Genomic DNA, 26,207 nt, shown 5'->3' on the forward strand with positions numbered 1-26,207 from the left:
GGATGCAGGCGCACGTGAGCAGAGTCTGGAACTTCAGCGCCGGTCCGGCGGCCTTGCCACCGGCGGTACTCGAACGCGCACAGCGCGAACTGCTGGACTGGAACGGCAGTGGCGCCTCGGTGATGGAGCAGTCGCACCGCGGCAAGCGCTTCATCGCGATGGCGGCCCAGGCCGAAGCCGACCTGCGCACCTTGATGCAGATCCCGGCCGATTACGCCGTGCTGTTCCTGCAAGGCGGCGCGACCCAGCACTTCGCGCAGATCCCGATGAACCTGGCCGGCCCGGACGACGGCGCCGACTACATCGTCAGCGGACACTGGAGCGCCAAGGCCGCCAGCGAAGCCGGTGCGTACGTGCGGGTGAATGTGGCGGCCAGCAGCGCCGCGGACGACTATCTCAAGCTGCCGCCGCGCGACAGCTGGCAGCTCGATCCGCGCGCCGCCTATGTGCATTACACGCCGAACGAGACGATCCACGGCGTCGAATTCCATGACGTTCCCGATGTCGGCGAGGCGGTGCCGCTGGTGGCCGACCTGTCCTCGAACATCCTGTCCGAACCGCTCGACGTCAGCCGTTTCGGGCTGATCTACGCCGGCGCGCAGAAGAACATCGGGCCGTCCGGCCTGGTGGTGATGATCATCCGTCGCGACCTGCTGCAGCGTGCGGGCCGGCCGATGGCGCGGATCTTCCGCTACGCCGAACACGCTGCCGCCGACTCCATGCTCAACACGCCGAACACCTGGGGCTGGTACCTGGCCGGACTGACCTTCCAGTGGCTGCTGGAGCAGGGCGGCGTCGCCGCGATGGCCGGCCTGAATCGGGCCAAGGCCGGCTTGCTGTACGGCGCCATCGACGGTTCGGACGGCTATTACCGCAACCCGGTCGATCCCGCTGCCCGTTCGCGCATGAACGTCCGCTTCGACCTGCATGACACGGCGCTGGATGCCGCGTTCCTGCAGGAGTCGGACGCCGCCGGCCTGCTGGCGCTGAAGGGACACAAGGCGCTGGGTGGCATGCGCGCCTCGCTGTACAACGCGGTGCCGCTGGCGGCCGTCGAGGCGCTGGTCGAATTCATGGGCGATTTTGCCCGCCGGCACGGTTGAGCAGGCGCAGACGGCGTTTTTCAGGCAGGATGCAACTTCTCCATTTGGACGTCCATCATCCGGACGTCCATTCATCCAGACAGTGATCGCATCATGACCGATTCAAAAACCCCGCTGAGCGAGATGCGCGAGCGCATCGACAGCATCGACCGGCAGATCCAGCAGCTGATCTCCGAGCGCGCCAACCATGCGCGCACGGTGGCCAAGGTGAAGGGCGAAGGTCTGTCCGCGATCGACTATTACCGACCCGAGCGCGAGGCGCATGTCCTGCGCATGGTGGTGGACCGCAACGACGGCCCGCTCTCCGATACCGAGATGGTGCGCCTGTTCCGCGAGATCATGTCGTCCTGCCTGGCCCAGGAAGACCCGCTGAAGATCGGCTTCCTGGGGCCGGAAGGCACCTTCAGCGAACAGGCGGTGCGCAAGCATTTCGGTCACGCGGCCTACGGCCTGCCGCTGGGCAGCATCGAGGAAGTGTTCCAGGAGGTCGCCGCCGGGCATGCCGATTTCGGCGTGGTGCCGGTGGAGAATTCGGGGCAGGGCATGATCCAGGTGACGCTGGACATGTTCCTCACCTCCGAAGCCACGATCTGCGGCGAGGTCGAGCTGCGCGTGCACCAGTGCCTGCATTCGCTCACCGGGAAGCCGGAGGACGTCAGGCGCGTCTACGCCCATGCCCAGTCGCTGCAGCAGTGCAAGACCTGGCTGCGCCTCAACCTGCCCGAGGTGGAGTGCATCGCGGTGGGCAGCAATGCCGAGGCGGCGCGGCTGGCCCGCCATGCCGACGATGCGGCGGCGATCGCGGGCGAGACCGCGGGCAAGGTCTACGGCCTCAAGACCGTGGCGAAGGGCATCGAGGATCGCGCCGACAACACCACGCGCTTCCTGGTGATCGGCCGGTCGCTGTTCCCGCCCTCGGGCAATGACCGCACCTCGTTGCTGATCACGGTCAACGACAAGCCCGGTGCGCTGTACGACGTGCTCAGCCCGTTCGCGAAACACGGCGTCAGCCTGAACCGGATCGAGTCGCGGCCGGCGCATACCGGCAAGTGGCAATACGCATTCTTCATCGACGTTTCAGGGCATATCGACGAAGGCTCGCTGCAGGCCGCAGTGCAGGACATCGGGGCCTCGGCGGCCACCGTGCGCGTGCTGGGTTCGTATCCGGTGGCGCTGCCTTGAGCGGCCGGCTCGACTGGAGCAGCCGACCGGGCGGCGCGTTGCAAGGCAGCGTCACCGTGCCCGGCGACAAGTCGGTGTCCCATCGTGCGCTGATGCTGGCCGCCATCGCCGAGGGCACCTCGCATATTCATGGCTTCCTCGAAGGCGAGGACACCCGGGCCACCGCCGCCGTGCTGGCGCAACTGGGCGTACGCATCGAGACGCCGTCGGCCGGCGAGCGCGTGGTGCACGGCGTGGGCCTTCACGGTCTGCGCGGCACCACGCTGCCGCTGGATTGCGGCAACGCCGGTACCGGCATGCGCCTGCTCGCCGGCCTGCTGGCGGGGCAGGCGTTCGACAGCACGCTGGTCGGCGATGCGTCCCTGTCGAAGCGACCGATGCGCCGGGTGACCGATCCGCTGGCGCTGATGGGCGCACGCATCGATAGCCATGATGGCCTGCCACCATTGGACGTCCATGGCGGGCAGCCGCTGCGCGGCATCCGCTACGAGCTGCCGGTGGCCAGCGCCCAGGTGAAGTCGGCCCTGCTGCTGGCCGGGCTGTATGCCACGGGCGAAACGGAAATCATCGAACCGCACCCGACCCGCGACTACACCGAACGCATGCTGGCGGCGTTCGGCTGGCCGATCGTGTTTGCGCCGGGCCACGCAAGACTCGAAGGCGGACACCTGCTGCGCGCCCGGGATGTCGACGTGCCGGCGGACTTTTCCTCGGCCGCGTTCTTCCTGGTCGCTGCCAGCATCGTGCCCGGGTCGGCGTTGCGCCTGCCCGGCGTGGGGCTCAACCCGCGTCGCACCGGCCTGCTGCAGGCGCTGCGGCTGATGGGGGCGGATATCGTCGTCGAACACGAGCGCGAAGCCGGCGGCGAGCCCGTCGGCGACCTCGTGGTGCGCCATGCCGCGCTGCACGGCGTCGAGCTGCCGGAGTCGATCGTGCCGGACATGATCGACGAGTTCCCCGCCTTGTTCATCGCGGCGGCGGTGGCCTCTGGCCGTACCGTGATCCGGGGCGCCGCCGAGCTGCGGGTGAAGGAATCCGATCGCATCGCGACCATGGCCGCGGGCCTGCGTGCGCTCGGCGCGCGCATCGAGGAAACGCCCGATGGCGCGATCATCCACGGCGGCCGGCTGGCCGGTGGCGCGGTGGACAGCCATCTCGACCACCGCATCGCGATGAGCTTCGCGGTGGCCGGGTTGGCCGCCGACGCACCGGTGCGGATCAATGACTGCAGCCATGTCGCCACTTCGTTCCCGGGCTTCGTGACGCTGTCCAACGGTTGCGGTTTCGACCTGCGCGATGCGGACTGAGTCCCCGCGCAGGCTGTATCTTGGTGGCATTGGTCCGGGCTGCTGAAGGTTTTATCCATGTCGAACGTCGTACCTCCCTTCATCGTGGCGATTCCCGCCCGTTACGGCTCGACCCGCCTGCCGGGCAAGCCGCTGCGCGAGATCGACGCCATTCCGATGGTGGTGCGGGTGGCGCAACGTGCCTTGCAGGCCGGCGCTGCCCAGGTCGTGGTGGCGGTGGACGATGCGCGGATCGCCGATGCGCTGGCCGGGCAGGCCGGCATCGATATCTGCATGACCCGCGCGGACCACGCCTCGGGCAGTGACCGGCTGGCCGAATGCGCGCTGCATTACGGCTGGAGCGCGGACAGCATCGTGGTGAACCTGCAGGGAGACGAGCCGTTCGCCCCGGCCGCTGGCATTCGCGCGGTGGCGCAGGCGCTGGTTGGCGACGACGCGCCGATGGCCACGCTGGCCACGCCGATCATCGACGCCGAGGAATTGTTCGATCCGAACGTGGTGAAGCTGGTTCGTGCGGCGAACGGACACGCGCTGTACTTCAGTCGTGCGCCGATGCCGTGGGCGCGCGATGCGTTCGCCGGCGACCGACACAGCTTGCCGTCGGGCCTGCCGTTCCTGCGGCACATCGGCATCTACGCCTATCGCGCCGGTTTCCTGGACCGCTACACGCGCCTTTCGCGCACGCCGCTGGAGCAGGCCGAGTCGCTGGAACAATTGCGCGTGCTGGAGCACGGCCACGCGATCGCGGTGCGACTGACCCCCGAACCGTTCCCGCCCGGCATCGATACCCAGGCCGACCTGGAGCGTGCCGAGCAGTGGTTGCGCACGCAGCACTAAGCCACCATATCGATCGGGCCGCCCTCTAGAATCGTCCCATGCAGCCTGCGCAACCGCCCCCCTTCGACGGCAAGGCCTTCGTCCGTACGCTCACTTCCGCCCCCGGCGTCTATCGCCACTTCGATGCAGCGGGCGAGCTGCTTTACGTGGGCAAGGCCGGCAACCTCAAGAAGCGCGTCAGCAGTTACTTCCTGAAGCCACGGATGGAGCCGCGCATCGCGGCGATGGTGGCGCAGATCGCCCGCGTCGAGATCACCGTGACGCGCACCGAAGGCGAGGCACTGCTGCTGGAATCGCAGCTGATCAAGTCGCTGAAGCCGCGTTACAACATCCTGCTGCGCGACGACAAGAGCTATCCGTACATCTACCTGTCCAGCGGCGAGGACTATCCGCGGCTGGCCTTCCATCGCGGTGCGAAAAACCTGCCGGGACGCTACTTCGGGCCGTATCCCAGCACTTACGCGGTGCGCGAGAGCCTCAGCCTGATGCAGAAGCTGTTCAAGGTGCGCCAGTGCGAGGACAGCTATTTCCGCAACCGCACGCGCCCCTGCCTGCAGTACCAGATCGGCCGCTGCAGCGCGCCGTGCGTGGGCCTGATCAGCGTGGAGGATTACCGCAACGACGTGCGCCACGCCGAGATGTTCCTGGAGGGGCGCAGCAACGCGGTGATCGACGAGCTGGCCGAGGCGATGGAGCAGGCCAGCAAGGCGCTGCAGTTCGAGCGCGCGGCGAAGCTGCGCGACCAGGTTGCCGCGCTGCGCCAGCTGCAGGCGCAGCACCACGTGCAGGGCGCCAGTGCCGACATGGACGTGATTGCCTGCCGCATCGAGGCGGGCATGGCCTGCGTCAGCGTGCTGTTCTTCCGCAACGGCATCAGCCTGGGCACGCGCGAATTCTTCCCGCGGTTGCCGCTGGATGCCGAGCCGGCCGACGTGCTGACGCAGTTCATCGCGCAGTATTACCTCGACCGGCCGGTGCCGCGGGAACTGATCCTTGGCGAGGCGCTGGCGGATCGCGCGATCCTGGCCGAATTGCTGAGCCAGCATGCCGGTCGTGCGGTGGAGCTGAAGTCCAGCGTGCGGGGCGACCGCGCGCAGTTCCTGCAGATGGCCGAGCGCAACGCGCAGGCCTCGCTTACCGCGCGACTGGCCAGCCGGCAGACCCTGGGCACGCGCTTTGACGACCTGCAGAAGCTGCTCGGGCTGGAGGCGCCGCCACGCCGTATCGAATGCTTCGACATCAGCCACACGATGGGCGAACTCACCGTTGCCTCGTGCGTGGTGTTCGGCCCCGAAGGTCCGGAAAAATCGCACTACCGCCGTTTCAACATCGCCGGCATCACGCCCGGCGACGACTACGCGGCGATGCATCAGGCATTGACCCGGCGCTTCCGCAAGGTGGCCGACGGCCAGGGCGCGCGCCCCGACGTGCTGCTGATCGACGGCGGAGGCGGGCAGGTGGCGCAGGCGCTGGACGTGCTGAAGGAGCTCGGCGTCAACGGCATCGAGGTGGTCGGCGTGGCCAAGGGGCCGGGTCGGCGCGCCGGCGAGGAAACCCTGGTGCTGGCGCGGATCGAAGCGGGAAGCCCGGGACGCGAGTTGCACCCGGGCTCGTCGTCGCCCGCGTTGCATCTGGTTGCCGCGGTGCGCGACGAAGCTCACCGCTTCGCCATCAGCGGCCACCGCAAGCGCCGCGAGAAGGCCCGCGAGCGCAGCGTGCTCGAAGACGTGCCGGGCGTGGGCGCCCGCCGCCGCTCGGCGCTGCTGAAGGCGTTCGGCGGCATGCAGGGGGTCGAGGGCGCCGGCGTCGAGGAACTGATGCAGGTGAAGGGCATCGACCGCGGCCTTGCCGAACGGATCTACGCCAGCCTGCATGGCTGAACATCGGCAAACCCTTTCACTCGGCAGTAGCGCATCGGCGTGCGAAACTGGCACAAACCACTGGAAAGAATCATGCGCATCAACCTGCCGACCTGGCTGACCCTATTCCGTGTTGCCTTGCTGCCGGTGATGGTGGCGGTGTTCTACCTGCCGTTCCCCGGGCACAACATCACCGCGGCGATCGTGTTCGTGCTGGCCGCGATCACCGACTGGCTGGACGGCTACCTGGCCAGGCGCATGAAACTCACCTCGGCCTTCGGCGCGTTCCTGGACCCGGTGGCCGACAAGCTGATGGTGGCGGTGACCCTGTTCCTGCTGGTGGAAGCACACCGCGGCGGCTGGCCGGGCATCGTGATGGCGGTGACGGCAGCGGTGATCGTGGGACGCGAGATCAGCGTTTCGGCGCTGCGCGAATGGATGGCCGGCATCGGCATGCGCGCCACGGTGAAGGTCGCCTTCATCGGCAAGTTGAAAACGGTGATGCAGATGGTCGCGCTGGTGGTGCTGATCGTGCAGCACGAGAAGGCCGCCGAGGCGTTGCGGCTCTATCACATCGGCGAAGCGCTGCTGGTGATTGCCGGCGTGCTGACGATCTGGTCCGGGCTGACCTATCTGCGCGCCGCGTGGCCGCTGCTCAGCAGCGACATGCAGGAGCCGTCGCCGGTCGACAAGGCCGGGTCCTGAGCAGGCAGTTCGGGTTGTTGCAAATCCGGGCTTGACGATCCGCCATCACGTATTAGAATGCGCGGCTCCAATGCGGGAATAGCTCAGTTGGTAGAGCACGACCTTGCCAAGGTCGGGGTCGCGAGTTCGAGTCTCGTTTCCCGCTCCAGTTCGAAGATGAGGCCCCGACGTGTTCGGGGCCTCGTCGTTTTCGGACCGGATGAAATCCCTTGCCGAATTTGCCACCAAGGCTATTCACAAGCGAGTTCATTCTGGTATGATTCACGGCTCCGATGCGGGAATAGCTCAGTTGGTAGAGCACGACCTTGCCAAGGTCGGGGTCGCGAGTTCGAGTCTCGTTTCCCGCTCCAGTTTCAATGCAGAACCTCGGCTTTCCGGGGTTTTGTTTTTTCAGGACAAGCTGCGATCATTCCGGTCGCGTTTATCGAAGCAATGGCCTGGTGGCAGAGTGGTCATGCAGCGGACTGCAAATCCGCGTACGCCGGTTCGATTCCGACCTAGGCCTCCATTGCCCGATTGGCTGCCATGCAGCCCTGAAACCCGCCGCTGGCGGGTTTTTTGTTGGCCACGCCACTGGCCATGCGTGCTCGCGTCGCAGCCGGAGTCAGGCGCCGGCGGGGACGGCATCGACAGCAGGTGCGGCGGCTCGTTGACCGACCCATTGCCGGAAGTCGTCCGCCGCCAGCGGTCTGCAGATGAAGTAGCCCTGCATCAGGTCACAGCCCAGTTCACGCAACACGGCTTCCTGTTCGGCCGTTTCCACGCCTTCGGCAATCGTGGTCATGCCGAGGCGACGGCCCACGTCGATGACGAAGCTGGCCAGCGGATCGGCAATGGTTGCCTGCAGCGCGCCGATGAAGGAGCGATCGATCTTCAACTCGTCCAGGGGCAGTTGCTGCAGATAGGCGAGCGAGGAATAGCCGGTGCCGAAATCGTCGAGCGCCAGGCGGAAGCCGATCGCGGAAAGCTGCTGCAAGGTGCGCAGGGCCGCGTCGAAGTCACCGAGCAGGGCGCTCTCGGTCAGCTCCAGGGTAAGCGTGGAAGGCTCGATGCCCGCTGCGGCCACCTGCTCGGCGAGGTTCGACACGAACTGCGGGTGGGCAATTTGCCATGGGCTGATGTTGATGGAGATGCGCCCACCGAAATCGATGTCCTGCTCGCGCCACTGGCGGATGTGCCGGCAGGCGCATTCGATCGCCCACGTACCGATGGCGTGGATCAGGCCGGTTTCCTCGGCGATCGGAATGAATATGGCTGGCGAAACCTGCCCCAGTCGGGCGTGGTTCCAGCGCAGCAGCGCCTCGGCGCCCACCAGCGCACCGTGCATGTCCACCTGGGGCTGGAAGTGAAGCGAGAAGTCCTGCTGTTCCAGTGCCGTGCGCAGGCCGCGTTCCAGCTCCAGTCGTTCATCGGCATCGCGTTGCATGTGCGGCAGGAACAGACGCGCCGCATTGCGCCCGGTGGACTTGGCGCGATACAGGGCGATGTCCGCGCAGCGAACCACGTCAGCTGCGCCCTGGCCATGCTCGGGGAACAACGCCACGCCGATGCTGGCGCCCACGCCGAGCACGCGATTGTCGATCGCCAGCGGCGCGGCGAGTCGCTGCAGCATCCCTGCGGCGACATCCATCGCCCGGGCTGCGGCATCGTCGGCGCTGGTGCTGGCGGGTCCCAGCAGCACCACGAATTCGTCGCCACCGAGGCGCGCCACGGTGGACGCGGCAGGCGCCACGGAGAGCAGGCTGTCGGCAATGCTTTCCAGCACGCGATCGCCCACGTGATGTCCCAGCGAGTCGTTGATGGTCTTGAAGTTGTCGAGGTCGATCATCAGCACGGCGCCATGCTGTTGCGACTGCGTGGCATCGGCGATCAGGTCGGCCAGGGTGTACAGCGCGCGCAACCGGTTGGGCAGCCCGGTCAACGCATCGTGGTACGCAGCGTGGCGCAGGTCGAGTTCGGTCTCGCGGCGAATGTCCGCTTCGGCACGCAACTCCCTGGCCGTGCGTTCGAGCTGCAGGGTGTGCGCGTGCATCTGGCCAGCCAGGGAAACGCCCATCAGCAGCACGAAGGAAAGAAAGGCGAATGCGTCCAGCGAAGGGTAGGGCTTGCCCAGCGTGCTGACCACGATGGCGCCCCACAACAGCGCGACAAACTGGATCAGCAGGCACAGACCCAGCAAGGCGCCGCGCAGGCGCTGACCTTCCCGGTACTGTCGCCATGCACGGTACAGCGCCCACAGGAAGATCGCGTAGCTGGCCCAGCGAAAGGCATCGCCGCCGAACGAACGGGTGCCGTCCAGGGTGAACAGCGACTCTCCCCATGGCAGCACCAGCGGTATGCCTTCGCGCAGCGTCGTGTCGAACGCCGTGTACGGCTGGATCAGGTTGAGTGCGAACATGCCTAGCGCGGCGAAACAGACGGCACCCAGGACGGGGCGTTTCGCCGGCCTGCCGGTGTAACAGCCGACGAAGACCATCAGCGCCGGCATCGCGAGGATCGCTGCGCCAGTGACCATGCGCAGGCCGCGAATGGCGGGCACCACCGAGTCGGCCGCATTCATCAGTGCGTTGCCCAGCGCCAGCGTGGCGAGGCAGGTCGCCAGCACGGCAAACGCGAGGTGGGTGCGGTCGTGCCGTTGGCGCGCACCGATCACCAGGAACTGTACGGCAGCGCCATAAGCCAGGGCGGCCATCGCCAGCAGTGCGGCAGTGAAATAGCCAAAGCCGGGGTGATCCACCACCGCCATCCGATTCCCCCGATCCGCCTCGGTCGGCGGATTCATGGCGCGTAGCGTACGCCATGACGGCCGGAAAATGACCTTCGCGGGCGACTGCATGCATTTTTCCTGCAGGAATCGATGATTTTCATGCGAGACCCGTTGGCGGAACCCTTAAATTCCCCTACATTCAGCGTGCCGTGAGGCAATGCATCCATCCATCACACCTAGACGAGGGGAAATCCATGGCAAAGGCACAGAAAGCAGCAGCCAAGAGCAAGCCGGCACCGAAGGCGAAAGCCGCACCGGCCGCTCCGAAGCCGATCAAGGAAGCGCTGAACAAGTCCAGCCTGGTGGCGCATATCGTGGAAGCCAGCGGCGTGGTCGCCAAGGACGTCCGTGCCGTGCTCGCAGCGCTGGAAGGCGCGGTTGCCGGTTCCGTGCACAAGAAGGGCGCCGGTTCGTTCCAGCTGCCGGGCCTGCTGAAGATCACCGCGGTGAGCGTGCCGGCCAAGCCGAAGCGCAAGGGCATCAACCCGTTCACCAAGGAAGAGCAGTGGTTCGCGGCCAAGCCGGCATCGGTCAAGGTCAAGATCCGTCCGCTCAAGAAGCTGAAGGATGCCGCGGCCTGATAGCCACGGGTTACCCAGCGTCTGTCATGAAGGTGCGGCGGCTTTGTCCGCCGCACTTTTTTTTGGCGCGCAGAGCAGGCGTGAAAAAGATCAGGCGTGGAGAGCCGTGTGGTGCCCGGACCCGGGATCGAACCGGGATACCCGTGAGGGTGAGGGATTTTAAGTCCCTTGCGTCTACCAGTTTCGCCATCCGGGCCGGATGTCGCAGCGTGCTGCAGCGCGGCTGCAGGCGGCGCGCATCGTAGCATGCGCCCGGCGCAGGCCTGTCACGCGCGGCGCGTCAGAACAGGCTCTTGAAGATGTGGATGCCGGCGCTGTACTCGCCGATGATCGTGCCCACGCTGACCAGGAAGAAGTTCAGCAGGGTGCGTGCCACGCGGTTCTTCCACCAGCCGCTCCAGTGCACGATGTCGTCGCGCAAGGTGTCGAAGTCGACCACCCGGGGGCGACGCACCCAGGCTTCGGCCATCGCGCTGATGCCGCCGGCGGGGATGCCGGGACGGAACGGCTTGATCGGTGCGGCGATGAAGGCGGCCAGGATGCTGACCGGATGACCGCCGGCTGCCAGTGCACCCAGCGCGGCGAAGCCGCCGGTGAACAGCACCCAGTCACGCAGTGCCTGCGCGCCCAGCGCCGCGTTCTGATGGAAGGCCCAGGCGATGGCAGCGAACACCAGCAGCACCAGGCCCACCGCAAGCCATTTCGGCCAGCGCGCCTTGGGCGGCAACGCGGCCAGCTCGGCAACCCTGGCCGCGGGATCGTCCTGCTGATCGCGCAGCAGGGTGCACATGCCCTTCAGGTGACCTGCGCCGATCACCACCAGCACGCGGCGGTTCTCCGGGCCGGCCGAGCTTGCCGCTTCCTGGCGCAGGCGTGCAGCCATGAACGCATCGCGTTCGCCGATCAGGCTGTCGTAAAGCGGCTTGGAGCCGGTGGCGAATTCGCTGAACGCGCTTTCGAGCAGGTCTTCCTGCTTCAGTTTCTCGATGTCGCCCTGGGCGATCTCCTCGCGATCGAACACGCTGGCCAGCAGGCCGCCGAGCAGGCCGAAGCGCTGCCAGAAGCCCACGCTGCGCCAGGCCCGCTTCAGCGTGGTGCCGACCTCGCGGTCGATCGTCCACAACGGCAGGTTGCGTCGTTCGGCGCCATCCATCGCCGCCTTCATTTCGGCGCCGGGCTGGATGCCGGACTGGTCGGCGAGGCGCTTCTGGAACGTCGACAGCACCAGGCTGGCGGCGACCATGCCGGCCTTGCCCTGGCGGATCACCTTGAACAAGTCCATCTGCTTGAACGCTTCGGGATCGCGCATGCTTTGCGCGCGGCTGTCGCAGAGTTCCACCGCCACCGCATAGAAGTGCTCGTGATCGAGCAGGGCCTCGACCGCCTCCATGCTGCTGCGCGATACGTGCGCGGTGCCCAGCACCACGTACTCCACGCCATCGCGTTGCACCCGTTCGATCGGCTGGCCGTCGAGCGCGGCGGGCGACGTGGTGACTTCGGTTTCGGGGACACTCATGCGATCAGCAGGCCGGTCTGAAGGGAAAGTCCAAGCATGGGGACGAAGGCCATGTGGAACAAGCAGGCAGCGTGCCCGTCCGGTTTCAGTCGCGGTAGCGCTTGAGCAGGTCGGCGTAGGCATCGATGCGGCGATCGCGCAGGAACGGCCAGATCCGCCGTACATGCTCGCTGCGCGCCAGGTCCACCTCGGCCAGCAGCAGTTCGCGGCCTTCCGTACCGGCCTGGGCCAGGTATTCGCCCTGCGGACCGGCGACAAAGCTCGACCCCCAGAACTGGATGCCCGCGCCTGACGCCGTCGGGTCCGCTTCGTAGCCGGTGCGGTTGCACGACAGCAGGGGCAGGCCGTTGGCCACCGCGTGACCGCGCTGCACGGTGATCCAGGCGTCGCGCTGGCGATCCTTCTCGGCCTGTTCGTCGTTCGGGTCCCAGCCGATCGCGGTGGGGTAGAGCAGCAGTTCGGCGCCGGCCAGCGCCATCAGGCGCGCCGCTTCCGGATACCACTGGTCCCAGCACACCAGCACGCCGAGCCGGCCGACCGAGGTGTCGATCGGTTCGAAACCGAGGTCGCCCGGGGTGAAGTAGAACTTCTCGTAAAAGGCCGGGTCGTCGGGGATGTGCATCTTGCGATACTTGCCCGCGATCGCCGCCGAGCGATCGAAGACGACGGCGGTGTTGTGGTACAGCCCGGTCGCCCGCTTCTCGAAGAGCGAGGCGACCACCACCAGCTGCAGTTCTTCGGCCAGCTTGCCGATGCGCTCGGTGCCGGGGCCGGGAATCGTCTCGGCCTGGTCGAACACCTCGACCGACTCGTGCTGGCAGAAGTACGGCCCGTTGTGCAGTTCCTGCAGCAGCACCAGTTCGGCGCCGGCGGCCGCGGCTTTGCGCAGGCCGGCTTCGATCGCATCGAGATTGGCGTCGCGGCTGCCGCGGTCGGTTTCCTGCAGCAGGGCGACCTTCAGGGTCTTGCGGGTCATCGGGGCTATCCTCGGCATGGCGCCAGGCGAAACAGACCCTGCAGTTTAGCCGATGCGGCTCAGGCCAGCCCGGCCGGCAGCTGCATGGTGATGCAATGCAGGCTGCCGTTCTGCCAGATCAGCGGCCGGCACGGTACCTGGACGATCTCGCGGCCCGGATGCGCCGTGCCGATGATGCGGGCGGCTTCGGCGTCGGCCGGGTCGTCGTAGGCCGGTACCAGCACGGCACCGTTGACGATCAGGTAATTCGCGTAGGACGCGGCGAGGCGGCGCCCCTCGTCGATGCCGCTTTTATCAAGGATGGGCCGCGGCCACGGCAGCGGGTGCAGTCGATATGGACGGCCATCGACGGTGCGCAGCGCGGCCAGCTCGCCGGCCATGCGCTGCAGCTCCTCGTGGTGCGGATCGGTGGCGTCGTCGCAGGCCTGGAACACGATCCGGTCGTCCGGCGCGAAGCGGGCCAGGGTGTCGATGTGGGCGTCGGTGTCGTCGCCTTCGAGGTAGCCGTAGTCCAGCCACAGCACGCGTTCGGCATGCAGGCCATCGCTGAGGATGGCGCTCATTTCCTCGCGCGACTGTTCCGGGTGGCGCTGCACCAGGCAGCGCCAGGTGGTGAGGATGCTGCCGGCGCCATCGCTTTCGATGCCGCCGCCTTCCAGCGCCCAGTCGATGCGCTTGTGCGCGGCGTGGCCGAACACGCCCGCGGCAACCAGGCCGGCGACCAGGGCATCGTCCTGTTCGGCGCCGAACTTGCCGCCCCAGCCGGTGAAGCGGAAGTCGGTGAGCTGGAAGCCCCGGGCACCGCCCTTCAGCGTGATCGGGCCGGAGTCGCGCAGCCAGGTGTCGTCGTAGGGCAGGGTGATGCAGCGCAGCTTCGACAGATCCACGCCGGCGTCGGCGAGCAGGCCTTCCACGTGGATGCGCAAGTCCTCATCGGCGACCACGATGACCAGCGACTGGAAGCGCGTCACCGCGGCGGCCAGCGCCACGTAGGTGGTTTCCACCGAGGCCAGTCGTTCGGCCCAGTCGGTGTCCGCGTGCGGCCAGGCGATCAGGACGGCGGATTGCGGTTCCCATTCCGCGGGCAGGCGCAGGTTGTGGTCGGTCATGCGGGGCGATCTCGTGTGCACGCTGGGCACGCCGGGTTTGGCGCGCGACCGCAAAGTGTACGACGCGGCGGACCCGCGCACACAAAAACGCGGCCCGCATCGCTGCGGGCCGCGCCTTCATGAAGCCGGATCAGTTGACCGCGGACGGATTGGTGTTGTTGCCTGCCGGCGTGTTCAGCACCGAATGGATCACGTGGCTGTGTTCGAAGTACACGATGAAGTTCGCGTATTCCCAGCGATTGATCTGCGGGTGCTTGGCGGTGTCGCCACCGCGCGGGGACAGTTTGCGCTGCGGTGCGCCCCAGGTCTTCTCGACCTGGCTCATGCTGAGGCCGCGGCGGGGCAGGTTCATGCCCTTTTCCTGCTGCACGCGATGCACCAGCAGGCTGTCGCCATGCTTGTGCTGCGCGGCGGCCGCAGTCTGCGGTGCGGCGAAGGCAGCGCCTGCCGCCAAGACGACGATCGGCAAAATACTGGTGAACTTGATCATTGGCTCCCCCTCTCCCTGCAAGGCTGTATGCGGCGTCGTTGTAGCAGAAGCGCCCATGCTACGCCATGCCGGACACGGGCGATTGCGATGGGTTCGGCATTCGGCCAGGCCCGGTGACTGGTCGAGAATAGCCTGATCGCCGCTATCATGGGCGGCTGCGGGCGACGACCCGTCCGTTTCAGCCCGGGTTTTTCATGATTTCCTTTCGACATTTCGCCTTGCGCCGTGGCAGCCGTCTGCTGCTTTCCGACATCGACCTGGTGATCCAGAGTGGCTGGCGCCTGGGCGTGATCGGCCGCAACGGCTGCGGCAAGTCCAGCCTGTTCGCCGCCCTGCAGGGCAAGCTGGAAGGCGACGCCGGCGAACTGGAGATGTCGGGCAAGTTGCGACTGGCCTCGGTGGCGCAGGAAACCCCGGCGCTGCCGGATGCGGCGATCGACTACGTGCTGGGCGGCGACGAGGAACTGGCCGCGGCGATCAACGCCGAGGCGGAGGCCGGCGAACGTGGCGACATGGATGCGATGGCCAAGGCGCACCACCGCATCGAGGAGTTGAACGGCTACGACGGCCGTGCCCGCGCCGGACGCCTGTTGCACGGGCTGGGCTTTCCCCCGGAAACCCACGAGCGCGCGGTGCAGGAGTTCTCCGGTGGCTGGCGTGGGCGACTGAACCTGGCGCGGGCGCTGATGTGCCCGTCCGACCTGCTGCTGCTGGACGAGCCGACCAACCATCTCGACCTCGACGCCGTGCTCTGGCTGGAGGAATGGCTGCGCCGCTACCAGGGCACCTTGCTGATCATCTCGCATGACCGCGAGTTCCTCGACGGCGTGATCACCCACACGCTGCACCTCAACGACGGCAAGGCCAAGCTGTACACCGGCAACTACAGCGCGTTCGAGCGCCTGCGCGCCGAGCAGTTGCGCCAGCAGCAGATCTCGCACGAACGCGAGCAGGCCGAGCGGGCGCACCTGCAGTCCTTCGTCGACCGCTTCAAGGCCAAGGCCAGCAAGGCCAAGCAGGCGCAGTCGCGGATGAAGCGGCTGGAGAAGCTGGCCGGCACCGAGGCGGTGCGCGCCGAGCGGCCCTTCAGCTTCAGCTTCCCGGTGCCCGGCCGCCTGCCGGATTCGATGCTGCAACTGGAAGACATCACCGCGGGCTACGCTGCCGATCCGTCCAGCCGCGAAGGCAACGACGAAGTGGCCAACATCGTGCTGGCCGACGTGCGTTTTTCTATAGAAGCGGGTGAGCGGATCGGCCTGCTCGGTCCCAACGGCGCTGGCAAATCCACCCTGGTGAAAACCCTGGTGGGCGAGCTGGAACCGTTCGGCGGCGAGCGCAAGGTGCACAAGGACCTCAGCATCGGCTACTTCGCCCAGCACACGGTGGAAAGCCTGCGCGAAGGCGCCAGCGCGCTCGATCACCTGATGGACAAGGCGCCGGGGGTGGCGACGCAGGTGATGCGCGACTTCCTCGGCAACTGGAATTTTGCCGGCGATCGCGCGTTCGAATCGGTCGACGGTTTCTCCGGCGGCGAACGGGCGCGCCTGGCCCTGGCACTGATCGCCTGGGACAAGCCGAACCTCCTGCTGCTGGACGAACCGACCAACCATCTCGACCTGGACATGCGCGAGGCGCTGGCCGACGCGCTGACCGATTTCGACGGCGCCCTGGTGCTGGTCTCGCACGACCGCCACCTGCTGGGCCTGGTCTGCGACAGCTTCTGGCGCGTGGCCGACAGCGTGGTGGAACCGTTCGACGGCGACCTCGACGACTACGCCCGCTGGCTGAAGAATCGCGGCTCGGCCAGCAAGAAGGCGGCGAAGGCCGGTGCGGCCAAGCCCGTGGTGGTCAAGGTGGTCGAGGTTTCGCCGGAGGAGCGCCGTCGCCAGGCGGCCGCCCAGCGCGATGACGAAAAGGCCGCGCGCCAGCGGGTGAAGAAGATCGAGACGCGCACCGCCGCCATCGATACCGAGCTGGCCGCGCTGGAGGCGCAGCTCGCCGATCCGGCCACTTATAACGGCCCGACCCAGGAGATGATGCGACTGGGCCAGCGCCAGGCCGAGTTGCGCAGCGAGAAGGAAGCGCTGGAAGGCGAATGGCTGACGCTGATGGAACAACTGGAGGCGTAGCCGATGTCGACCGCCATCCCTTCGCTGCAATTATGGCTGCCTGCGCTGGCGCACTTCGCAGCGGGCTACCCGCTGCGCGAATGGCTGGCCCGGGCCGACCGCCTTGCCGCCGGCGGCGATGGTTATCTTGGCGGGCTGGCCGACCACTTCACGAACATCGGCGCGGATCTTCCCGCCGCGGCGATCACCCGCCAGTTCCTGGCCGGCGATGCGGGTGACGGCCTGTGGCTGTCGGCCGATCCGGCCTGGGTGCAGCCGGACATGAACGGTGTGCGCCTGCTGGCCTGCGGTCGCCTGCAACTGGATATCGACGCAGCCCGGACGCTGGCCGAAAGCCTGCGGCCGGTATTCGACGAGGCCGGCATGCAGCTGGAGGTTTCCTCGCCGGACCACTGGCATCTGCGGCTGCCCGCGGACATGGCGCTGCCCGAGTTCGCCGCGCCCGCCCAGGCGCTGGGCGAAGACCTCGCCCAGCATCTGCCGCAAGGACCGGAAGGGCGTCGCTGGCGCGTCCTGCTCAACGACATCCAGGTGCTGCTGCACCAGCATCCGCTGAATGCGCAACGGCAGGCGCGCGGGCTGTCGCCGGTGAACAGCCTGTGGCTATGGGGCGGCGGTCGCCTGCCGACCAGGATCGGCAGTGAGCTCGTCGGCGTGATCAGCGACGACGTGTTGCTGCGCGCGCTGGCCGCGCACGCCGGCATCACGCAGCAGGCACGCAGCGTCGACGCCATCGCCAGCGCCGGCGCCGGCTGGCTGGTCGACCTGCAGGACCTGCCGGCCCACGAGATCGCCGCACGCTGGTGGCCAGCGGTGCAGCCCTTGCTGGCGCGGCAGCCGGTGCTGTTGCAGTTCGCCAGCGGCGAACGCTGGCAGCGCAAACCGTGGCATCGCCTGCGCGTGTGGCGCCGGGGCGGATGTTGAGCGTCCTGCAGCTGCGTCGCCGCGAAAGTCGCGGCGTCCCTGCCGGCTGGCCGGAGTCGGTGCATCCGGTGTTGCAGCAGGTCTACGCCGCGCGCGGCGTGCTGCAGCCGGCCCAGGTCGAGCATCGGCTGGCGCGCATGCTGGCGCCGCAGTTGCTGGGCGGGATGGATCAGGCGGTGGCCTTGCTGGCCGAGGCGATCCGCGACGACTGGTCGATCCTGGTCGCCGGCGACTACGACTGCGACGGCGCCACCGGCACCGCCGTGGCCGTGCGTGGTTTGCGCCTGCTCGGCGCGCAGCGGGTCGACTACGCGATTCCGAATCGCTTCACCCACGGCTACGGCTTGAGCGCCGCCTTCGTGGCCTCGCTGCAGCCGACGCCCCGGTTGATCGTCACCGTCGACAACGGCGTGGCCAGCGTGGCCGGCGTGGCTGCGGCGAAAGCGCGCGGCATCCGCGTCATCGTCACCGACCACCACCTGCCCGGCGAGCAGTTGCCGGACTGCGACGCGATGGTCAATCCGAACCTGGCCGGCGACCCGTTCCCCAGCAAGATGCTGGCCGGCGTCGGCGTGATGTTCTACCTGCTGCTGAGCCTGCGCGCCGTGTTGCGGGAGCAGGGCGCCTTCACGAGTGCCGAGCCGGACCTGTCCAGCCTGCTCGACCTGGTCGCGCTGGGCACGGTGGCCGACCTGGTGCCGCTGGATTTCAACAACCGCGTGCTGGTCGAAGCCGGCCTGCAACGCATGCGCAGCGGTCGCGCCTGCGCCGGCATCGGCGCCCTGGTCGAGGTCGGCAAGCGCAGCCTGGCGACGCTGTGCGCCAGCGATCTGGGCTTCGCCGTGGGGCCGCGCCTGAACGCCGCGGGGCGGCTGGAAGACATGCGGCTGGGCGTGGAATGCCTGCTCACCGATGACGTGGCGCGCGCGCGCCACTGCGCCGCGCAACTCGATGCGATCAACCGCGAACGCCGCGACCTGCAGGCGTCGATGGTGGCCGAGGCGGAACAGATGGTGGCGGGTCTTTCCGACATCGACGCGATCGGCGTGGCCCTGTTCGAGCCGTCCTGGCACGCGGGCGTGGTGGGCCTGGTCGCCTCGAAGCTGAAGGAACGGCTGCACCGTCCGGTGATCGCCTTCGCCCCGGCCAGCGAGGACGACGTCGAGCACTTGCGGGGTTCGGCACGCTCGATCCCCGGCTTCCATGTCCGCGATGCGCTGGCCGTCATCGATGCGCGCCAGCCCGGCCTGATCGAGCGCTTTGGTGGCCACGCGATGGCCGCCGGGCTCAGCCTGAAAGCGGCGGACTATCCGCGCTTCGCTAGTGCCTTCGATGCCGTCGCACGCGAACTGATCGAACCCGAACGCCTGCAGGCGGTGCTGCACACCGACGGCGAGCTGCCGCCCGGCGCCGCCACGCTGGCACTGGCCCGGCAGTTGCGCGCTGCCGGCCCGTGGGGCCAGGCGTTCCCCGAACCGCTGTTCGACAACCTGTTCGATTGCGCCAGCTGGAAGGTGATGGGTGAATGCCATCTGCGCTTGCAGTTGCGAGATCCTCGCGATGGCGCCGTGCACGACGCCGTGATGTTCAACGCCTACCACGGCCAGCCACCGCCGCCGCGGCTGCGCGCGGCCTACGAGCTGGTCATCAACGACTGGCAGGGTCGCGAAAGCCTGCGCCTGCTGCTGCGGCACATCGAGCCGGCCTGAAGTTCCTGCGCCCATGAGCGGGCGTCTCTTGCGCGGTTTTCACGTGGCGCGGATCAGACTGCTTCTGACGTCATCGAGGGATAACGCCCGTGATCGCACAGATCGAAGGACTGCCGCCCGGCACGCTGGGCTTCCGCGCCCATGGACAGGTCACGTCGGCGGATTACGAAAGCATCATCGTGCCGGATGTGGAGGCGGCGTTTGCGCTGAACCGCAAGCTGCGCCTGCTGTACGTCACCGCCGACGATTTCACCGGCTTCGACGCTGGCGCGATGTGGGACGACGCCAAGCTCGGCATGCGCCATTTCAGCGGCTGGGATCGCGTGGCGCTGGTCACCGACGTGCCGTGGCTGCGTGGTACCGCCACGGCTTTCAGCTTCGCGATCCCGGCCCAGTTTCGCCTGTTCCACGGTGCCGAGGTCGAGGAAGCCACCCGCTGGATTACGGCGGACTGAGGACCTCGACGGTGCCGTGGCGGCCGTCGATGCGCACGCGCTGGCCGTTGACCAGCAGACGCATCACGTGGCGTACGCTCATCACCGCCGGCAGGCCCAGTTCGCGTGCGGTCACCGCGCCGTGCGACAGCGGGCCGCCGCTTTCGGTGATCACGCCGCAGGCCTGGTAGAACAGCGGCGTCCACGCCGGGTTGGTAGTGCGCGCCACCAGGATCGCGTCCTTGGGGAAGTGCGGGAAGTCCTCCGGGCTGCGCACCACGAATACCTCGCCCTCGACGATGCCGGGGCTGCCGCCCAGTCCCTTGAGCACGTGGCTGCCGTCGACCTCGACCGGTTCCGCCTCGCCGAAAATCCAGTCCGGCGTGCGTGCGCAGGCCGCCAGGTAACCGGTCTTGTGGCGGGCGGCGGCTTCCGTGATCGGGGCCAGCTCGCCGCTGTGCAGCGCGCCATCGAGCACGGCCAGCGGCACGAAATAGACGTCCATCGGATCGGCCAGCACGCCGCGGTCGACCAGCTGTGCGCCGATCGCCTTCAGGCCGCGGCGGAACGGCAGGTGCAGGCGAGTGGTCTGGTAATGCTCCAGGTCGTCCAGTGCGGTATACGTGCGGGCCAGCCGGATCACCTCGTGCACCAGGTAGCGCAGTTCCTCCGGCGCGTGGCTGAGCACGCTGTGCTCCATGGCCGCCTGGGCGGCTTTCTGCGCCAGCTCGGCGGCGGCGCGGTCCTCGTCGGGCCGGTCGACCAGCATCTTCAGCTGGTCCAGCACGATCTGCGGCGCCTCGACCCAGGTCGGGTGGTAGGCGTCGAAATCCAGTTCGCGATGGCCGTGACGGGCCAGGAAGCGCTGGAACTCGGCGTGGAAGGCAGGGTGCTGCGGCAGTTCTTCCAGCAGTTCGACGCTGGGGCCGCTGCGCAGTCGCGCATGCAGGGCGGCATCCATGCGAAGCAGCCGCGACAGCGACCACAGTTCGGCGTTGACCTGGCCGGTCTTGGTGTCGGTGACCGCCAGCAACTGGTCGAACACCTGCTGCGCCTGGTCGGCCGGCAGCGCCAGTCGCAGCATCTGCTGCAGGGCCACGTACAGCGTGCGCTGGGTCAGCGAGATCGCGATGTTGGGCAGGAAGTAGCTGGCGCCCAGCGCATTGATGCGCAGCACGTAGTCCCACAACTCATTCAGCGGGCGACCGTCCAGCGGCTCGCGCATCAGCGCGCCGATGCCGAGCAGGTAGGTGTCCAGGTCGCGCATCCAGCGCACCGGCAGCTCCTGCACCCAGGCGAACTGCGCCGCGATCTGCGGCAGTGCGGCGCGGATGCTTTCCACGTCCTTCAGCATCTTCGCCGGTGTGCGGCCGCTGTAGAGTTCGACCGCGTTCTGGTTGCCGTAGATGTAGTAGTCGCGCATGGCGAACCACTTGTCGCCGAACGGCGGCAGGCCCATCAGCTTGAAGCTGTGGTTGAGCGACGCATGGAAGCCGGCTTCACACAGGTCCCAGGTCAGCGGGGTGACCGGGTTGGGAAAGCGCTCGGCCGATTCGTCGCGGGTCCAGCGCGCCGGGATGCGCGTCACCGCGCGCGACTGCAACAGGTACAGCGTGCCGTCCTGCCACGCCCATTCGATGTCCTGCGGGAAGCCGAAGTGCTGCTCGGCGGCCAGCGCCAGCTGCGCCACGGCGCGGCGTTGTGCTTCGGCGAGGGCAGGGGCATGCGCCTGTTCGGCCGACAACGGCGTGTGGCGGGTACCGCCGGCGGCATCGGTGACCAGCGCCCGCGGCTTCTCGGCGATCACCGCCTCGACCTCGCTCATGTCGCTGCGCTTGAGCCGGTACTCGTCGACCGGCTCCTCGCCGCCGACCACGGTTTCGCCGAGGCCGAACGCGGCGTTGATCAGCACCTGGTCCAGCGCCCCGCGCACCGGGTCGATCGAGAACGCCACGCCGGCGGCCTCGCGTTCGCCCACCTGCACCATCTTCTGCACCACCACCGCCATCGCCGCGTCCAGGTGGTTCAGCCCCATCCGCTCGCGATACGGCAGCACGTGGGCATTCCACAGCGAGGCGTAGCAGCGGCGGATCGCGTCGAGCACGGCATCGACGCCGCGGATGCCCAGCAAGGTGTCGTGCTGGCCGGCGAACGCGGCGCCGGGCAGGTCTTCCAGCGTGCCGGAGGAACGCACCGCCACCGGCGCATCGGCCAGATCGAGTGCTTCCAGCTTCGCGGCCAGCTCGCCGCGCAGTGACGACGGCAACGGCTGCGCCAGCAGCAGGGCCTGGATGCGCTCGCTGCGCGCGGCGTGGTCGAGCGCGGCGGCGTCCAGCACGTGGCGGATCGCCTCGTGCAACGGCGCGACGAACTCGCGATAGACCTCGCTGCCGACCACGATGCCGGGCGGCACCGGCAGGTGCTGCGCGGCGCGGGCCAGGTTGGCGCCCTTGCCGCCGCTGACGGCATGCTCGGCGGCCTGCGGATCGGTGAACGCGAAGAGCTGGGTCATGCGAGGGTTTCCTTGCGATAACGCCGGACGAAGGCGAGCACCGCGGCGGCGAGGGCGATCCCGCACAGCACGTCGATGCCGTAGTGATAGCGCAGGTACAACGTGGCCACCACCAGCGCCAGGATGATCGGCGCCAGCAGCAGCGCGATGCGCCGATAGCCACCCAGCGCGAAGAAGCCCAGCACGTACACGCCGATGCCGCTGTGCAGGCTGGGGAACACGTCCATCCCGGTGATGCCGGCCTTGACCACGCCGGCCAGCAGGGCCGTCATCACGCCGCCGTGCACGGGATAGGGAAACACTTCGGGAAACGCCATGTACGGTCCGCCGGCCGGCACCAGCAGGTAGCCGGCAAAACCGACCAGATACATCAGGGTCAGGCCGAGGAAGAACGCCTTCGCCTCGGGGCTGCTGCGCCGCACGCTGAACACCACCGCGGGCAGCAGCACCACGAAATAGAACAGGAAGTAGCCGCTGCTGAGCAGCTCCGACAGCCACGGCCGTTCCCAGCCCAGCAGGTGTTCCGGCAGGCTGCGGCCACCCCACAGATCACGATCCAGCGCGAGCAGCGTCGCGTCGGCGGTGCGCTGGATGAATACCTCGCGGATCGCCTTGAATAGCGGAAAGATCAGCCAGCAGGCGACGAACTGCAGCGGGCCTTTCCAGCTCTCCCAGCCACTGCCGGGCGCGGCCAGCGTGGCGGCCAGCAACAGCAGCCAGGCGATGCTGCCAAGCACGCTGGCGGCGTGCAGGTCGCCGTCATCCAGCCGCCAGGCACCGACGCTGCCGAGCACCAGGATCAGCAACAGCTCGGCGGTGAAGGCATGGCCGATCCAGCGCGCGCTGCGTGGCATGTTCATGGCTTCCCCTGATGCATCACATGTGGCCAGCGCCACCAGCCGAGCGCGGCCAGCGACCACAGCGCCAGCAGCGGCCATGGCCAGAACCCGGTCATCAACAGCAGGCAGGGCAGCCAGACCATCGCCACCAGCAGTCCGCCCACGATGCGGAAAAAGCTCACCGTATTGCGCGCATCCGCCTTGCCACCGGCGAACCGGCCGGCCAGCAGCACCGGCGCCGCCAACAGCATGAACGCCGCCACCACCAGCCAGTCCCATGGCCATGAACGAGTGCGTGGTTGTGGCGGCCGTGCCTGCGGGTGCTGCTGGGCATCGATGAACGCCAGCGCATAGGACTCGCCCGCTGCGGCCCGCACCGTCGCCAAGGCTTCCGTCGCTGTAAAGATTTCCGAGTTCGGACAGTTCACCGAGACCGCGTCGAGTGCGGTCGCGATCGCTTGATGAATGCGCCGCTCCCAGTCGCGATCGGATTCATCGGCGTCGCGTGCAGGCAAGCTCACCGGCACGCCGACCAGCGCCTCGACGCGCGAACGGAAGCGGTCCGGCGTCTGGTAGTGCAGGCCCAGCGGCACCACCTCCAGCGACACTCCCTCATCCAGCAAGGTGCGCGCGATGCGCGCCGCGCCGCGCTGGTAAGGCAGCGGTTGCCAGCCCCATTCGCTGCTGCCTTCGGGAAAGATCGCCAGATCGCCACCCGCACGCAATTGGGCGCAGCCGGCGTCGACGGGATGGGCGAACCCGGCGCGCCGGGTGGCGTAGCGTTCGCGATCTTTCTCGCGCACCACCGCGATGCCGTCGAACATCCAGCGCAGCAGCGGATGCCGCAGCAACTGGATCGAGACCAGCCCCTGCGCGCCGGGGAACACCCGCAGCACGGTGTAGCCGTCGATCGCCCCGTTGCGGTGGCTGCTGACGATCAGTCGACCGCCGCGTCGCGGCACGGGTTGCCGATGGGCGCCGACGATGCGGATGCGGCCGAAGTAGAAGCCGCGCAGCAACCAGGCCAGCAGCGGAATCCACCAGCGCAGTGGCCGCCCTCCCGCGGGCATCGGTGCCGGGTCGGTGCGGGAGCGGGCAGACATCCGTGTTGCGTCATGGCTCATTGGCGGCAATGTAGCGACAAGCGGCGGCTGTCGTCACTGCTGTGCCAGCACTTGCCAAGCGTCGGATGATCTGTTCAAGTTGAACCATGCATTCCTTCGTCACCAGCAGCTTGAACTCCACCGCGCCTTCCGCGTGCGGCTTCGTGCTCGCCGGCAACACCAATAATCGCGCGAACAATAACGCCAACCGTTGGCGGGCCCGCGCGTAGCTGCAAGTTTCATCGAATACGCGAAAGAGGCCCGCCCAGTGCGGGCCTTTTTCGTTTTGCGTGCTTGATTTTTGCGGGGGTCCTTCCGCGCAGGGCAAACCCGGCCATCCATGGCCGTGCGGTCACTTTTGCGCGAGTCCATCCGCGCAAGAGCAAACCCGGCCATCCATGGCCGACTTTTCAGAAGAGCGGTATCCACAAACAGCAACCGAGGAGCTTCATGATGTGCTCGATTTTCGGAATGTTCGACCTGCAGCCGGGCGACGACCTCGCTTCGTTGCGCCGGCAGGCGCTGGAACTGTCGCAGCGCCAGCGTCATCGCGGGCCGGACTGGAGTGGGGTGTTCGTCGATGCCGGGGTGATCCTGGTGCACGAGCGGCTGGCCATCGTGGACCCGGCCAGCGGTGCGCAGCCGCTGCGATCGCGCGACGGCGCGCTGGCGCTGGCGGTGAATGGCGAGATCTACAACCACCGCGAGCTGCGTGCGGCCAGCAGCTACGACTTCACCACCGGCTCGGATTGCGAGGTGATCAACGCGCTATACCGCGAGCAGGGCAGTGACTTCGTGGGCAGGCTCAACGGCATCTTCGCGTTCGCGTTGTGGGACGGCGAGGCGCAGCGCTACCTGATCGCGCGCGACCCGATCGGCGTCTGCCCGCTGTACTGGGGACACGATGCGCAAGGCCGCCTGTGCGTGGCGTCGGAGATGAAGGCGCTGGTCGGCGTGTGCGCCGACGTGGCGCCGTTCCCTCCGGGCCATGTCTACGACAGCGCCAGCGGCGAACTGCGCAGCTACTACGCCAGGCCATGGCGCGACTACTCCGCCACGCGCGGCCATGACGTGGCGGCGCCGGCCTTGCGCAAGGCGTTCGAGCAGGCCGTGCATCGCCAGCTGATGACCGACGTGCCGTATGGCGTGCTGCTGTCTGGCGGGCTGGATTCGTCGCTGGTCGCCGCCTGCGCCGCGCAGTTCGCGCGCGAGCGGGTCGAGGACGACGACCGCAGCGAGGCCTGGTGGCCGCGCCTGCATTCGTTCGCGATCGGGCTGGACGGCTCGCCCGACCTGGCCGCGGCGCAGGTCGCCGCCGATGCGCTGGGCACCGTCCACCACGGCTTCGTCTACACGTTCTGGGAAGGGCTTGACGCGTTGCCCGAGGTGATCCGCCACATCGAAACCTACGACGTCACCACCATCCGCGCCGCCACGCCGATGTACCTGCTGGCGCGGCGGATCAAGGCGATGGGCGTGAAGATGGTGCTCTCGGGCGAGGGCTCGGACGAGATTTTCGGCGGCTACCTGTACTTCCACAAGGCGCCGTCGGCCGAGGCCTTCCACGAGGAAACCGTGCGCAAGCTCGACGCGCTGCACAGCTACGACTGCCTGCGCGCGAACAAGGCGATGATGGCCTGGGGCGTGGAGGCGCGCGTACCGTTCCTCGACCTGGAGTTCATCGACGTGGCGATGGGCCTGGACGCGAAGCACAAGATGGCCGGGCAGGGGCGCATCGAGAAAGCGCTACTGCGTGAAGCATTCGACGGCGCGCTGCCGGATTCGATCCTGTGGCGGCAGAAGGAACAGTTCAGCGACGGCGTGGGTTACGGTTGGATCGACGGGCTGAAGGCGCACGCGGAGCAGGCGGTCAGCGATCGCGAGTTTGCCGCGGCGGCGGCGCGCTACCCATTCAACACGCCGGCGACCAAGGAGGCCTATTTCTACCGCCGCATCTTCGAGCAGCATTTCCCCGGCGAAGCTTGCGCGGCGACCGTACCCGGCGGCAAGTCGATCGCGTGCTCGTCACCCGCGGCGCTGGCCTGGGACCCGTCCTTCGCCAGCGCAGCCGATCCGTCGGGGCGGGCGGTCAGGGGAGTGCATCAGCAGGCGCTGGCGAGCTGAA

The 26,207-nt window shown here is 67.8% G+C and carries 21 protein-coding genes and 4 tRNA genes; 15 read left to right on the forward strand and 10 right to left on the reverse strand.

Features of this window, described 5'->3' with window-relative positions; all coding sequences use genetic code 11:
- Positions 1 to 14 precede the first annotated feature (14 nt).
- The 9 genes from serC to ASD55_RS07520 all read left to right on the forward strand — a co-directional run bounded on the left by serC (position 15) and on the right by ASD55_RS07520 (position 7,501).
- Positions 15 to 1,103 (forward strand): 3-phosphoserine/phosphohydroxythreonine transaminase, encoded by a 1,089-nt coding sequence (serC, locus tag ASD55_RS07480; protein WP_056765336.1) that lies wholly within the window; start codon positions 15 to 17, stop codon positions 1,101 to 1,103.
- 93 nt (positions 1,104 to 1,196) lie between these two features.
- A complete protein-coding gene (gene pheA, locus ASD55_RS07485; protein ID WP_056764880.1) occupies positions 1,197 to 2,285 on the forward strand; it encodes a prephenate dehydratase in 1,089 nt (362 codons plus the stop codon).
- On the forward strand, positions 2,282 to 3,592 hold the full coding sequence (gene aroA / locus ASD55_RS07490; protein ID WP_056764882.1) for a 3-phosphoshikimate 1-carboxyvinyltransferase: 1,311 nt from the start codon (positions 2,282 to 2,284) through the stop codon (positions 3,590 to 3,592). Before pheA ends, aroA begins: the two co-directional genes overlap by 4 nt.
- Positions 3,593 to 3,649: 57 nt before the next feature.
- Complete coding sequence (gene kdsB / locus ASD55_RS07495) at positions 3,650 to 4,429, forward strand: 3-deoxy-manno-octulosonate cytidylyltransferase (RefSeq protein WP_056764884.1); 780 nt, start codon at positions 3,650 to 3,652, stop codon at positions 4,427 to 4,429.
- 38 nt (positions 4,430 to 4,467) lie between these two features.
- The gene (uvrC, locus tag ASD55_RS07500; protein ID WP_056764886.1) at positions 4,468 to 6,309 is read left to right on the forward strand and encodes an excinuclease ABC subunit UvrC; all 1,842 of its coding nucleotides are present in this window, start codon (positions 4,468 to 4,470) and stop codon (positions 6,307 to 6,309) included.
- A 72-nt stretch (positions 6,310 to 6,381) separates the two neighbouring features.
- Positions 6,382 to 6,993, forward strand: coding sequence for a CDP-diacylglycerol--glycerol-3-phosphate 3-phosphatidyltransferase (gene pgsA / locus ASD55_RS07505; protein WP_007808940.1), 612 nt, complete (start codon positions 6,382 to 6,384; stop codon positions 6,991 to 6,993).
- Between the two features lie 72 nt (positions 6,994 to 7,065).
- Positions 7,066 to 7,141, forward strand: a tRNA-Gly gene (locus tag ASD55_RS07510).
- A gap of 126 nt (positions 7,142 to 7,267) precedes the next feature.
- A tRNA-Gly gene (locus tag ASD55_RS07515) sits at positions 7,268 to 7,343 on the forward strand.
- Between the two features lie 84 nt (positions 7,344 to 7,427).
- Positions 7,428 to 7,501: transfer RNA gene (locus ASD55_RS07520), tRNA-Cys, on the forward strand.
- A gap of 96 nt (positions 7,502 to 7,597) precedes the next feature.
- Here the strand turns inward: ASD55_RS07520 and ASD55_RS07525 are convergent.
- A complete protein-coding gene (locus ASD55_RS07525) occupies positions 7,598 to 9,775 on the reverse strand; it encodes an EAL domain-containing protein (RefSeq protein WP_235577748.1) in 2,178 nt (725 codons plus the stop codon).
- A 179-nt stretch (positions 9,776 to 9,954) separates the two neighbouring features.
- On the opposite strand from ASD55_RS07525, the gene ASD55_RS07530 reads away from it, so the two are divergent.
- The gene (locus ASD55_RS07530) at positions 9,955 to 10,341 is read left to right on the forward strand and encodes an HU family DNA-binding protein (RefSeq protein WP_007808937.1); all 387 of its coding nucleotides are present in this window, start codon (positions 9,955 to 9,957) and stop codon (positions 10,339 to 10,341) included.
- A 109-nt stretch (positions 10,342 to 10,450) separates the two neighbouring features.
- Here the strand turns inward: ASD55_RS07530 and ASD55_RS07535 are convergent.
- From ASD55_RS07535 to ASD55_RS07555, 5 genes are all read right to left on the reverse strand, one after another.
- Positions 10,451 to 10,537: transfer RNA gene (locus ASD55_RS07535), tRNA-Leu, on the reverse strand.
- A gap of 84 nt (positions 10,538 to 10,621) precedes the next feature.
- The gene (locus ASD55_RS07540) at positions 10,622 to 11,857 is read right to left on the reverse strand and encodes a TraB/GumN family protein (RefSeq protein ID WP_056764890.1); all 1,236 of its coding nucleotides are present in this window, start codon (positions 11,855 to 11,857) and stop codon (positions 10,622 to 10,624) included.
- A gap of 85 nt (positions 11,858 to 11,942) precedes the next feature.
- Complete coding sequence (locus ASD55_RS07545) at positions 11,943 to 12,833, reverse strand: carbon-nitrogen hydrolase (protein ID WP_056764892.1); 891 nt, start codon at positions 12,831 to 12,833, stop codon at positions 11,943 to 11,945.
- 59 nt (positions 12,834 to 12,892) lie between these two features.
- The gene (locus ASD55_RS07550) at positions 12,893 to 13,942 is read right to left on the reverse strand and encodes an agmatine deiminase family protein (protein ID WP_056764894.1); all 1,050 of its coding nucleotides are present in this window, start codon (positions 13,940 to 13,942) and stop codon (positions 12,893 to 12,895) included.
- A gap of 130 nt (positions 13,943 to 14,072) precedes the next feature.
- Positions 14,073 to 14,432: a hypothetical protein gene (locus tag ASD55_RS07555; protein WP_007808930.1), complete on the reverse strand. Its 360-nt coding sequence runs from the start codon at positions 14,430 to 14,432 to the stop codon at positions 14,073 to 14,075.
- 194 nt (positions 14,433 to 14,626) lie between these two features.
- Here ASD55_RS07555 and ASD55_RS07560 point away from each other — a divergent pair, with 194 nt between their 5' ends.
- The 4 genes from ASD55_RS07560 to ASD55_RS07575 all read left to right on the forward strand — a co-directional run bounded on the left by ASD55_RS07560 (position 14,627) and on the right by ASD55_RS07575 (position 19,649).
- On the forward strand, positions 14,627 to 16,561 hold the full coding sequence (locus ASD55_RS07560; RefSeq protein WP_056764896.1) for an ATP-binding cassette domain-containing protein: 1,935 nt from the start codon (positions 14,627 to 14,629) through the stop codon (positions 16,559 to 16,561).
- A gap of 3 nt (positions 16,562 to 16,564) precedes the next feature.
- The gene (locus tag ASD55_RS07565) at positions 16,565 to 17,485 is read left to right on the forward strand and encodes a hypothetical protein (RefSeq protein WP_056764898.1); all 921 of its coding nucleotides are present in this window, start codon (positions 16,565 to 16,567) and stop codon (positions 17,483 to 17,485) included.
- Positions 17,479 to 19,194, forward strand: coding sequence for a single-stranded-DNA-specific exonuclease RecJ (recJ, locus tag ASD55_RS07570; RefSeq protein ID WP_056764900.1), 1,716 nt, complete (start codon positions 17,479 to 17,481; stop codon positions 19,192 to 19,194). The genes ASD55_RS07565 and recJ overlap by 7 nt, the downstream gene beginning before the upstream one ends.
- A gap of 89 nt (positions 19,195 to 19,283) precedes the next feature.
- Positions 19,284 to 19,649 (forward strand): STAS/SEC14 domain-containing protein, encoded by a 366-nt coding sequence (locus tag ASD55_RS07575; protein WP_056764902.1) that lies wholly within the window; start codon positions 19,284 to 19,286, stop codon positions 19,647 to 19,649.
- On the opposite strand, the gene ASD55_RS07580 is transcribed toward ASD55_RS07575, so the two are convergent.
- The 4 genes from ASD55_RS07580 to ASD55_RS18930 are packed head-to-tail and all read right to left on the reverse strand — an operon-like array spanning position 19,636 to position 24,224.
- Positions 19,636 to 22,140, reverse strand: coding sequence for a PEP/pyruvate-binding domain-containing protein (locus tag ASD55_RS07580; protein ID WP_056764904.1), 2,505 nt, complete (start codon positions 22,138 to 22,140; stop codon positions 19,636 to 19,638). The two genes, ASD55_RS07575 and ASD55_RS07580, sit on opposite strands and share 14 nt — an antisense overlap.
- On the reverse strand, positions 22,137 to 23,000 hold the full coding sequence (locus tag ASD55_RS07585) for a phosphatase PAP2 family protein (RefSeq protein WP_056764906.1): 864 nt from the start codon (positions 22,998 to 23,000) through the stop codon (positions 22,137 to 22,139). The genes ASD55_RS07580 and ASD55_RS07585 overlap by 4 nt, the downstream gene beginning before the upstream one ends.
- Positions 22,997 to 24,082 (reverse strand): 1-acyl-sn-glycerol-3-phosphate acyltransferase, encoded by a 1,086-nt coding sequence (locus ASD55_RS18640; RefSeq protein ID WP_056764908.1) that lies wholly within the window; start codon positions 24,080 to 24,082, stop codon positions 22,997 to 22,999. Before ASD55_RS18640 ends, ASD55_RS07585 begins: the two co-directional genes overlap by 4 nt.
- A 10-nt stretch (positions 24,083 to 24,092) precedes the next feature.
- Positions 24,093 to 24,224: a hypothetical protein gene (locus ASD55_RS18930; RefSeq protein ID WP_255357469.1), complete on the reverse strand. Its 132-nt coding sequence runs from the start codon at positions 24,222 to 24,224 to the stop codon at positions 24,093 to 24,095.
- Positions 24,225 to 24,535: 311 nt separating this feature from the next.
- Between ASD55_RS18930 and asnB the strand changes: the two genes are divergently transcribed.
- Entirely contained in the window at positions 24,536 to 26,206 is a 1,671-nt protein-coding gene (gene asnB / locus ASD55_RS07595) for an asparagine synthase B (protein WP_056765339.1), read from the forward strand.
- Position 26,207: the final 1 nt, after the last annotated feature.

The sequence above is a fragment of the Rhodanobacter sp. Root561 genome, from assembly GCF_001427365.1.
Lineage (GTDB): Bacteria > Pseudomonadota > Gammaproteobacteria > Xanthomonadales > Rhodanobacteraceae > Rhodanobacter.